At 44.2% G+C, this 10685-nt stretch carries 8 protein-coding genes; all 8 read left to right on the top strand.

Annotation, left to right across the window (positions count from 1 at the left end; translation table 11 throughout):
* The first annotated feature begins 11 nt into the window (after positions 1-11).
* Positions 12-1535, top strand: coding sequence for a SusD/RagB family nutrient-binding outer membrane lipoprotein (locus tag WJR50_RS20950; RefSeq protein ID WP_341295275.1), 1524 nt, complete (start codon positions 12-14; stop codon positions 1533-1535).
* A 75-nt stretch (positions 1536-1610) separates the two neighbouring features.
* Positions 1611-2558: an RraA family protein gene (locus WJR50_RS20945; RefSeq protein ID WP_341295274.1), complete on the top strand. Its 948-nt coding sequence runs from the start codon at positions 1611-1613 to the stop codon at positions 2556-2558.
* An 89-nt stretch (positions 2559-2647) separates the two neighbouring features.
* Positions 2648-3928 carry a mandelate racemase/muconate lactonizing enzyme family protein gene (locus WJR50_RS20940; protein WP_341295273.1) on the top strand — a complete coding sequence of 427 codons (1281 nt, stop codon included), beginning with the start codon at positions 2648-2650 and terminating at the stop codon, positions 3926-3928.
* Between the two features lie 119 nt (positions 3929-4047).
* On the top strand, positions 4048-4983 hold the full coding sequence (locus WJR50_RS20935) for an RraA family protein (protein WP_341295272.1): 936 nt from the start codon (positions 4048-4050) through the stop codon (positions 4981-4983).
* Between the two features lie 34 nt (positions 4984-5017).
* Positions 5018-6457: a mandelate racemase/muconate lactonizing enzyme family protein gene (locus WJR50_RS20930; RefSeq protein ID WP_341295271.1), complete on the top strand. Its 1440-nt coding sequence runs from the start codon at positions 5018-5020 to the stop codon at positions 6455-6457.
* A 65-nt stretch (positions 6458-6522) separates the two neighbouring features.
* Positions 6523-7950: a mandelate racemase/muconate lactonizing enzyme family protein gene (locus WJR50_RS20925; protein WP_341295293.1), complete on the top strand. Its 1428-nt coding sequence runs from the start codon at positions 6523-6525 to the stop codon at positions 7948-7950.
* Positions 7951-8031: 81 nt separating this feature from the next.
* The gene (locus WJR50_RS20920; protein ID WP_341295270.1) at positions 8032-9183 is read left to right on the top strand and encodes a bile acid:sodium symporter family protein; all 1152 of its coding nucleotides are present in this window, start codon (positions 8032-8034) and stop codon (positions 9181-9183) included.
* An 8-nt stretch (positions 9184-9191) separates the two neighbouring features.
* Positions 9192-10565 carry an AGE family epimerase/isomerase gene (locus tag WJR50_RS20915; RefSeq protein WP_341295269.1) on the top strand — a complete coding sequence of 458 codons (1374 nt, stop codon included), beginning with the start codon at positions 9192-9194 and terminating at the stop codon, positions 10563-10565.
* Positions 10566-10685 lie beyond the last annotated feature (120 nt).

Below are 10685 nucleotides of genomic sequence, written 5' to 3'. Positions count from 1 at the left end.
AATCAATCACTATGAATAAGCTATTAATATTTCGTTTCCTTCCCTTGGTATTTATGCTTCTCATATCCTGTGATGAAGGTTTTGACGAACTCAATACCAACGAGACTGAGGCTACCAACGTTGATCCAGCCTTTCAGCTCAACAGTGCTATCATCAATATGTCTTACCCCGGTTCTGTACTGGTATACGATATGGGTATTGTGCAACAGGTTATTTCTCCTAACTCAGGGGTGCTGACCGGTGCTAATTTTAACCAGGATAACCGGGAGTCAACAGAAGACATGTGGGAAAATTATTATCGCAACGTCATCCGTTCTACCCGTGATATTATCAGTCGTATTGAAGATGTTCCTGAAAGAAATAATCTGCTTCAGATGACAAGAATTCTTCAGGCTCATGCGTTCATGTTACTAACGGATTCTTATGGCGACATTCCTTATTTTGAAGGAGGGAAAGCGTTTCTGGAGCAGAACTTCTATCCTGCATACGATCCTCAGTCGGAAATATATCCTGATATCATCAATGAACTGAGTCAGGCCACTGCTGCCTTAAACGAATCCGGAACGATAGAAACTGCTGATGTCCTCTATGGTGGTGATATTGATTTATGGAAAAAGTATGGTAACTCTTTACTCCTAAGAGCAGGGATGCACCTCAGTAAAGTAGAGCCCTCCACAGCTCAGCAGGTTGTACAACAGGCTTATCAGGCAGGAGTGATTACTTCTAATGATGAGAACGCAGTGATACGCCATGATGCAAATTATGTAAACGGTCCGGGACGAACACTAAATGCTACGGAAGCCAATAATTATTATTTAGCTGCTCCATTTGTTGACTATTTACAGGAAAATGATGATCCACGTCTGTCAGCGATCGCTGTCAGGTATGTAGGGGCAGCCTCCGGCCCTGAGCAGGTACCGGCAAGGGCATCTTCAGATCCGGATCTACAGATTGGTATGCCTATGGGAAATAATGATGAGACTGCCCGACAGGTGGCTGAAGAGCTTGGTCTGGCCAGCTTTTATGAGTTTTCTCAGGCTGACCGTAATCGAGTAGCGCAGCAGACTTCCCCTATGTTTTTAGTGACTGCTGCCCAGACCCAATTGTTACTTGCCGAGGCTGCTTCAAGAGACTGGATTTCAGGTTCTGCCCAGGAATTTTATAATCAGGGTGTAAGAGCACATATGGAACAAATGGCTTTATATTCAGATGATTCAGCAATTCCCGAGGCTGAGATTGATGCGTATCTTGCCGCTAACCCTTTTGATGAAGCCAATGCTCTTGAACAAATCAATACTCAGTACTGGGTTGCCTCCTTCCTGAATGGTCCTGAAGCTTTTGCTAACTTCAGAAGAAGTGGATATCCTGACCTGGACCCCAATCCTTTCCCTAACCAGGATATTTCAGGTGACTTTATTCGCAGGCTTACATATCCTTCAGATGAAATTATAGTAAATACAGAAAACGTAAATGCTGCGATTTCACGTATGGGAGCAGATAATCTTGACACCAGAGTCTGGTGGGATGTTGAATAGTGAAAATGATTTGTATATTTAGAGGATAGGCTGGAAATAAAGTCCAGCCTATCTTATGAATTGAAAGATACTACTATGAAAAAAAACAATCTATGGATGAGCATACTGCTCATTAGTCTTATCCTAATGCAGTTTGGTGCAAAAGCTCAGACTATTAGCAGAGAACAAATGTTGCTTTACACCCCTCTCTGGGAAGGTGAGCGTTTTGAAGATGGTCGTCCCAAAGTCCCGGATGAAATTCTTGAGCGGATGAAGCTGGTTACCCATGAAGAAGCCTGGGCAGTAATGAAAAACGAAGGGTTTCAGCATCAGTATGAAGAGGACTGGCTTAGCATACATCCCGAGCAGGTATTGGTAGGTAGAGCCTATACAGCACTCTTTATGCCTGGCAGACCTGATGTGTATAAATCTACCCTTGACAAAGGGCATGAAGAAGGACGGATCAAAGGGCAGAACTCCTGGCCGGTAGACGAGCTTCAACCCGGAGATGTATATGTGGCCGATCAGTTTGGAGCTCATAAGGACGGCCCTACAATAGGAGACAATCTCGCCAACGCCATTTATGCAAATTCTGGCAACGGTATCGTCTATAATGGTGCGATCCGGGATATTGAAGGACTCAAAGAATTACCCGAGTTCACTTCTTTTGTCAGAAGCTACCACCCTTCCCATCATAATCCTTCCTATGGTCAGAATACCACTCTCATCGGTATGAATGTGCCTATCAATCTGGGTAGTGTTATGGTAGTGCCCGGCGATGTGATTCTGGGTAAAGAAGGAGGAGTAAGTGTGATTCCTGCTCATCTGGCAGAAAAAGTAGTGAAAACCTCCGAAATCGTGAGGCTGAGAGATATGTTTGGTCATCAGCGTCTGCGAGAGAAAAAATATACCGCAGGTCAGATTGACACCCGCTGGTCTGACGAGATTGAAAAAGACTTTTCGCAATGGCTGGAAGCCAACGTTGACGAACTTCCAGTTCCTCCTGAGCAGATTCAGGAAATATTGAAAAACCGTACCTGGTAAATCTGGGGTTGGGGATTAAGTTTTAGAAATTATAAAACCTATCCCGATTACTAATCCCTAATTAATCAACATCTAAAACCTAAAAACCAATGACCAATAACTACTCAAGACGTTCATTCTTGTCCAAAGGTACTGCGGGAGCAGTTGGGCTATCGCTTTTTGCTAATTTTGCTAACGACCTTTTCGCAGCCGTTCAAAAACAATCACTCTACTCAGCCCCTTCTGATTTACAGATCACAGATGTTAAATGTGCCTACATTCGTGGAGGTCATAGCCTGTTTGTAAAAGTTTATAGCAATCAGGATATCGTCGGACACGGAGAAGCAGTGGATGCTACACCCGGAACCTATCATCTGGTGAAAATGATGGGAGCGCGCATCAAAGGACAGAATCCTCTTAATATGCACCGTATTTTTGAGGATGTGCGTCGCAGGGGATTTTTTGAAGGCGCACAGTCCGGTATGTATGTAGCCACACTTACTGCTATAGAAACTGCACTCTGGGATATGGCAGGGAAAGCGCTGAACATGCCCGTTTATCAATTGCTGGGAGGTAAATTCAGAGATAAAGTCAGAGTGTATATGGATACTGCGCTTTACCAGAACCAGTTGCCTTCTCCTCAGGATTTTGCTGATGCAGCCACTGAAGCAGTGAACATGGGTATGACTGCGGTTAAGTTTGATCTGGATCAGGCTAATGACCCCAACAAGTACGACAGGTACAACTGGACTGCCAGCCCTGCTGAGCTGCAAAGGATGTATGATCAGGTGGCAGCGGCCCGGGAGGCGGTTGGCCCCAACATAGATATTTGCTGTGATATGCACGGACGCTACGATTTACCCACTGGTATGAAGGTTGCCAAGATGCTGGAGCCCCTTAATTTGATGTGGCTGGAAGAGCCTATCCCTGCGGAAAATCTGGAAGCTTACCGCCTCATCACCGAATCTACTTCTACCCCTATTTGTACCGGAGAAAATCTATACCTGGCCCATCCATTTCGCAGACTATTGGAAATTGGAGGAGTAGACATCATCATGCCTGATCTGCAAAAAGCAGGTGGCCTGGGTGAGGCACAGAGAATTGCCAACCTGGCGAATCTCTATTATGTTCCATTTGCTCCGCATATGGTAGCTTCTTATCTGGGGGCGATGGCTTCCAGCCATGTCTGTGCTTCAGTACCAAACTTTATGATACTGGAGTGGCAGATTTATTTTCACAAAAATCCCATGTTCAAGGAGATTGTAGACTTTGAGGGAGAGATGGTGGTAGACGGATATATACCTCTTTTGGATAAGCCCGGTATAGGTGTGGAGATCAATGAGGAAGGCTTGAGAAAGTATGCTGACGAAAACGTGCCTTTCTTTGCCTAAACAAGCATTGCTTTTTTCCTTGTTAATTTAAAGCAGGGTTCCTAAGTTCAAACCTTCATTTCTCAACATTAAAGATTTTTGTAAAATCACTTGTACTACCAATTTTAAAAAGAAAAATAATGAAACGTAACTACCTGATTTTTTTCATCTTGTCTGGCTTGCTTATTACCGGATTTCCTTCTGTTGCGCAGCATGTGACCATGAGTAAGGAAGAAATGCTGGAGCTAACTTCTGACTGGGAAGGAGAGCGTTATCCTGACGGTCGTCCGAAAGTGCCTCAAGAATTGCTGGATAGAGCTAAAAATATTTCAATTGAAGAAGCCTGGGGAGTACTTCGTAATAAGGGATATAATAACCAGTTTGAAGGAGGATGGGAAATGCTACATCAGGACCAACCTTTTGCTGGCCGTGCCCTTACCGCCCAATACATGCCATCCCGCCCTGATGTGAATGATGATATCAAGGCGCAGGGTGAAAAAGATGGAAGAATTGGAGGTTCTAATTCATGGCCTATTGATGAACTTCAGATGGGTGATGTGTACGTTGCCGATGGCTTTGGTAAAATAGTAGATGGCACGCTCATCGGAGATAATCTAGGTAATTCTATCTATGCGAAATCTGGTAATGGTGTTGTCTTTGACGGTTCATCCAGAGATATGGAAGGACTTGCCAAAATAGAAGGTTTTAATGCTTATGTGCGCGGATGGGACCCTTCTTTTATTCAGGGTATGATGCTTACCGGAATTAACAAACCTATCAGAATTGGTCGGGCTACAGTAATGCCGGGCGACGTAGTCTTAGCCAAAAGAGAAGGAGTGATTTTTATTCCTGCCCATTTGGCTGAAGAAGTAATTACCAATGCTGAGTTTATCGCGCTTCGTGACCAATTTGGCCATCAGATGCTTAGAGAGGGTACATATACTCCCGGCCAGATAGATTCTCGCTGGACGGATGAAATCAAACAGGCATTCCTTGGCTGGTTGGATGATAACCCTGATAAGCTGCCTATGTCAAGAGCGGAACTGGACGAATTTTTAGAAGGGCGTACCTGGTAAAAAAAATCACACTACTAATACACAACCTTGTTATATGAAAAACCAAAAAGATTGGATAAAGAGACTTTTGCGTCCTGATCATAATGGAAAAGCAAATTCCTCAAACAATAGCAGGCGCGACTTTATGCAGAAAGCAGGCCTGGGAGGGTTAGCGGTAGGTTCATCATTTCTGGGAAAACCCATAGAAGAGACTTTAGAATACACCACACAAAAGGTTAACAGAAATTCTGCTCCAACCGATCTGCAAATCACCGACATGCGGATTGCACAGTATGGCAATGTGCCTCTGGTTAGAATTGATACTAATCAAGGTATATATGGGCTGGGAGATGTGAGAGATGGTGCAGATAAACGTTATGCTTTGTTTTTAAAGAGCCGTATTCTGGGAGACAACCCCTGCAATGTGGAGCGTGTCTTCCGTAAGATCAAGCAATTTGGCTGGCATGGACGTCAGGGTGGAGGAGTTTCCGGAGTGGAGATGGCCCTATGGGACCTGGCAGGAAAAGCCTATGGTGTACCGGTATATCAGCTTTTTGGTGGCAAGTACCGTGACAAAGTGAGGATTTATGTAGATACTCCAACCGTTCGTGACCCTGATCAGTTTGCCCAGCGCATGAAAGATCGGGTAGATAAAGGCTTTACCATCCTTAAAATGGATGTAGGGATTGGCCTGATCAAAGATATACCAGGTACTTTGGTAAATACTGAACCCTGGGGGGAGATGCGGGGCTGGACTGATCGTGATGTCACCAGTTATACGCAGACCAAACACCCGCTTACCCGTGTTCAAATCACTGATAAAGGGGTTGAGTTACTCACGGAGTACATTGCCAAAACAAGAGAGTTGGTTGGCTACGAAGTACCTTTGGGCATTGACCATCTTGGTCACATGGGAGTCAACAGCATGATCAGACTGGGTAAAGCATTTGAGCCTTACACACTTTCCTGGCTGGAAGATATGGTGCCCTGGCAGAATACGGAAGACTGGAAAACCATTTCCGAGGCTCTGGATACACCTACCATGACCGGTGAAGATATTTACCACAAAGAAAATTTTCGGGACCTGATTGTAAACAAAGCAGTAGATATTGTGCATCCTGACCCGGGAAGTGCCGGAGGTCTGTTACAAACCAAGCTCATTGGAGATATGGCAGAAGAATATGGCGTAGCGATGGCGGTGCACCATGCCGCATCTCCGGTTTCTTTTATGGGAAGTGTACATGCCATAGCAGCTACTTATAACTTTATTGCTCTGGAGCATCACTCAGTAGACAATGAATGGTGGGAAGATCTGGTGACAGGTATTGAAAAACCTATCGTTCAGGATGGCTACGTTAATGTGCCCGAGAAACCTGGAATAGGCGTAGAACTCAATGAAGATGTGGTGAAAGAGCATCTTGCCAAAGGAGAGAAGTACTTTGCGCCAACAGAGGAGTGGAACGAAATACGCTCCTGGGATCGCTTGTGGAGTTAATTTTAATATTTTTATCCAACAATCTAAAACCTATGAACACTAAAAAGATACAGGAATTATTGAAAATGCCTGCCAAAAAAGTTGAGGCAAAGCAGGACCCAGTAAAGCATTCTTCAACTAATGGAAGACGTGAATTTTTCCAGAAAGCCGGACTTGGCGGACTAGCTTTGGGCGGGTTTATGAACAGGTCTATTGAAGAAACTTTGGAGTTCTCTACTCAAAAAGTTAACAAAAATTCCAGTCCTAGCGATCTGAAAATTACCGACATGCGCGTGGTGGAAATCGCCAATGCACCTATGCCCTGCCCGGTGATCAGAATTGATACCAATCAGGGGATCTATGGCTTGGGCGAAGTGCGCGACCATGCCAGCCCTAAGTACGCACTTTTCCTTAAAAGCCGTATTCTGGGAGAAAATCCTTGCAATGTGGATCGGATCTTCAAGAAGATCAAGCAGTTTGGCGGACATTCCCGCCAGGCAGGTGGTGTATGTGCGGTAGAAATGGCACTTTGGGATTTGGCGGGCAAGGCTTATAATGTACCAGCCTATCAAATGGTAGGAGGGAAATTCCGCGACAAAGTTCGCCTCTACTGCGATACTGCCGGTTCTCCCGACCCTATCACCTATGCCGAGCGTATGAAGGAAAGAGTAGATCAGGGCTTCACCTTCCTTAAAATGGACTTCGGTATCCAGATGCTGAAGGATGAAGAGAATATGGTCATCAACAGTAATATGTATGACATCGGGCAGCAGTGGAGTCGTGAATACGGAAGCTATGGTACTACCGCTCACCCGTTTACCAGAATTCAAATTACTGACGAAGGTTTGGAAAAAGTGGCTGAATATGTAAAGCAGGTAAGGGATGTAGTAGGCTACGAAATTCCGTTGGCAGCGGATCATTTTGGTCACTTTGATACCAATGAAGCAATACGCTTGGGTAGAGTCCTGGAACCTTACCGTCTGGCTTACCTGGAAGATTTGGTGCCCTGGCAGTATACGGATAAGTGGAAGGAAATTACCAATAACATCACAACGCCTACGCTCACCGGAGAAGATATCTTCCTCAAAGAAGAATTTATCAAATTGATTGATGCCCGTGCAGTGGATATGATTCACCCTGACCTCGCCTCATCAGGTGGAATTCTGGAAACCAAAAAGATTGGAGATTATGCTGAGGAAAATGGTATTCCGATGATGATGCACTTTGCTGGAACTCCGGTATCTATGATGGCCAATGTACATTGTGCAGCTGCTACCCAGAATTTTATTGCGCTGGAGCATCACTCCGTGGATATAGACTGGTGGGAAGATCTGGTAACTGGTATAGAAAAACCGATCGTACAGGATGGGCATATAGTAGTGCCGGAAAAACCCGGGCTAGGGGTAGAGTTAAATGAAGATGTGGTAAAAGAACATATGAAAAAAGGTACTAAATACTTTGCACCGACTCCTGAGTGGGATACTATAGATTCCGCCGATAGACTCTGGAGTTAATGGCTTTTTTTAAAATGCCAGGCTTTAAAATGAGTCTGGCATTTTCTTTTTTGTTAATTTGAGCTGTACTAATACACAAATATGAAGCAGACTAAAACGATTTATCAAATTATGCTGGGGCTTGCAGGAGCTTGTGTACTGGCAGTAGTCATTCTGTTAATTATGGGACTGGAAAGCGGGATAGGACTTTTACTAACCGCCTTCTTTCTTTTTCTGGCCATAGGTTTTCGGGGATTTTCTTTTCTGAGAGGCTTTTCTTTCACAGTAATTATTTTTGCCTCAGTCACCGTTGCCATGTTTTATCCGTCCTATTTTCAGGAGGTCAACGGATTTGATCTGAAAAACTTATTTACGCCTTTGCTACAGATCATTATGTTTGGTATGGGTACAGCCATGAGTATCAAGGATTTTGCCGGAGTAGTAAAAATGCCCAAAGGTGTTCTCTTAGGAATGTTCTTCCAATTTACCATCATGCCCTTTGTGGGTTTTGGCCTGGCTAATTTACTTGGGGTAGAACCAGAAATAGCCGCAGGTATTATACTCATAGGTGCATCTCCCAGTGGATTGGCATCTAATGTTATGGCTTATCTGGCAAAGGCTAATTTAGCCTTATCCGTTACACTCACTGCTTTTGCTACCCTGCTGGCACCCTTTGTCACGCCTAATATGATGGCCTGGCTGGGAGGAGAATTTGTGCAGGTAGATGTCTTGGGTATGATGTGGAGCATGGTCAAAATTGTAGTCATCCCGGTAACGGCTGGTTTGATTTTTAATCACTTTTTCCATGGCAAGCTTAAGTGGCTGGATGATGCCATGCCGATCATTTCAATGTTTGGAATCGCTTATATCATTACTATCATTACCGCTGCCGGTCGTGATGAATTACTGAATGTAGGTATGGTACTGATTGTTGCAGGATTTTTTCATAACATATCCGGATATTTCCTGGGGTACTGGGGAGCTCGCGTGTTCAAAATGGCCGAGCGGGACTGCCGTACCATTGCGCTGGAGGTAGGGATGCAAAATGGAGGACTCGCTTCTGCACTTGCCAATGAAATGGGAAAAGTAGCCACCGTTGGTTTGGCTCCTGCGATCTTCGGTCCTGTGATGAACATCACAGGTTCTTCTCTGGCCACTTACTGGAGAGGTAAGCCGGTGGATGAAGACGAGGATAAGTTGAAAAAAGACGAAAAGGAGAAAACCAAACTGGAACACGATAAAGCAGCTACCTGAACCCTAAAATGAAATATACCGGCTTACTCTTTTTCCTGCTAGTCTCCATAATTGCCTGCCAACCAGTTGCTGAGGATAATTCAGAAGGTACTGAGACAGTGATGGACTTTACTGATGAAATCCGTTTTGAATTGGAGGACAATCTCCTGAAGGTTTGGTATCCCCGAACCATTGATAGTACTATGGGAGGATTTCTGACCAATTTTACCTACGATTGGCAACAAATGGACAGGCAGGAAAAAATGATTGTTACCCAGGCCCGCCATGTATGGACTCTCTCCAAAGCAGCACAGCTTTTTCCTGAAGATAGCATGTATAGCAATGCTGCTCGTCATGGATATGAATTTCTGAAAAGTAAGATGTGGGATCAGGAGTATGGTGGCTTTTACTGGCTGGTGGATCGTTCCGGAGAGCCTATCATGGACAATGTAAATAATCAGCTGAAGAGGGTCTACGGCAATGCTTTTGGAATATATGCCTTGGCAGCATACTATGAATTGTCGGAAGATAAAGAAGTACTGGATTTTGCCCGTCAGGCTTTTCAATGGATGGACGAGCATGCTCATGATCCGGAACTACTAGGATATCACCCTACCCTTACGCGTGAAGGAGAGGTGATAGATAGTCTCATGTTTCAGCAGGAATTCCCTACACAAACTTACTTCTACAAAGACCAGAATACCAGTATCCATGTGCTGGAAGCTCTGACAGAACTCTATCATGTTTGGCCGGATGATACTTTGGAAGCCCGCCTTAAAGAAATGTTCCATTTGGTAAGGGATAAAATGGTTTCTGACAAAGGTTATCTGCGCTTATTCTTTTACGATGATTGGACCCCGGTTTCTTACCTGGATTCTGCCGAAGCGGTTCGTGAAGCTAATTATGGAATAGATCATGTGTCTTTTGGACATGATATAGAAACAGCTTATCTGCTGCTGGAAGCTTCAGAGGCTCTGGAAGAATATGAATACAAGCAGACCTTAGACAGAGCAAAGCTGATGGTGGATCATACACTTGCTACCGGTTTTGACCCGGAAAATAGCGGCATTCTGGAAAGAGGATACTACCTTCCCGGTGATGAAAAACTTACAATCATAGATGACCGAAAGAACTGGTGGTCTCAGTCAGAAGGGCTTAACTCCCTGTATCTGTTCTCTACCTTTTATCCACAGGATAGTATTTACCAAAAAGAGTTTGATCGCCTGTGGACTTATACTAAAAACTACATCATTGACCATGAGCATGGTGGCTGGTATACCAATGGATTAGATACTCACCCTTCCTCCAAAAATGACCAGAAGGCACAGATATGGAAAGGAAATTATCATAATGCCCGTTCTCTTTTTAATTTGCTGAGAATGTCACAGAATAGAAATATCTGAAACATTCTTAGTAGTAATAACCACTTTTCTTGAAATTTTGGTAATACTTTACATCCGTTGAGATGCATTGAATTTGTGCGGTTCTGTATACTCACGCCGTCGTAGATTGTGAGGGTATTC

Source organism: Catalinimonas locisalis (genome assembly GCF_038039535.1).
Classification (GTDB): Bacteria; Bacteroidota; Bacteroidia; order Cytophagales; family Cyclobacteriaceae; genus Catalinimonas.
The sequence above is the reverse complement of the archived record's forward strand: the minus strand, read 5'-3'. Positions and strand labels throughout refer to the sequence as shown.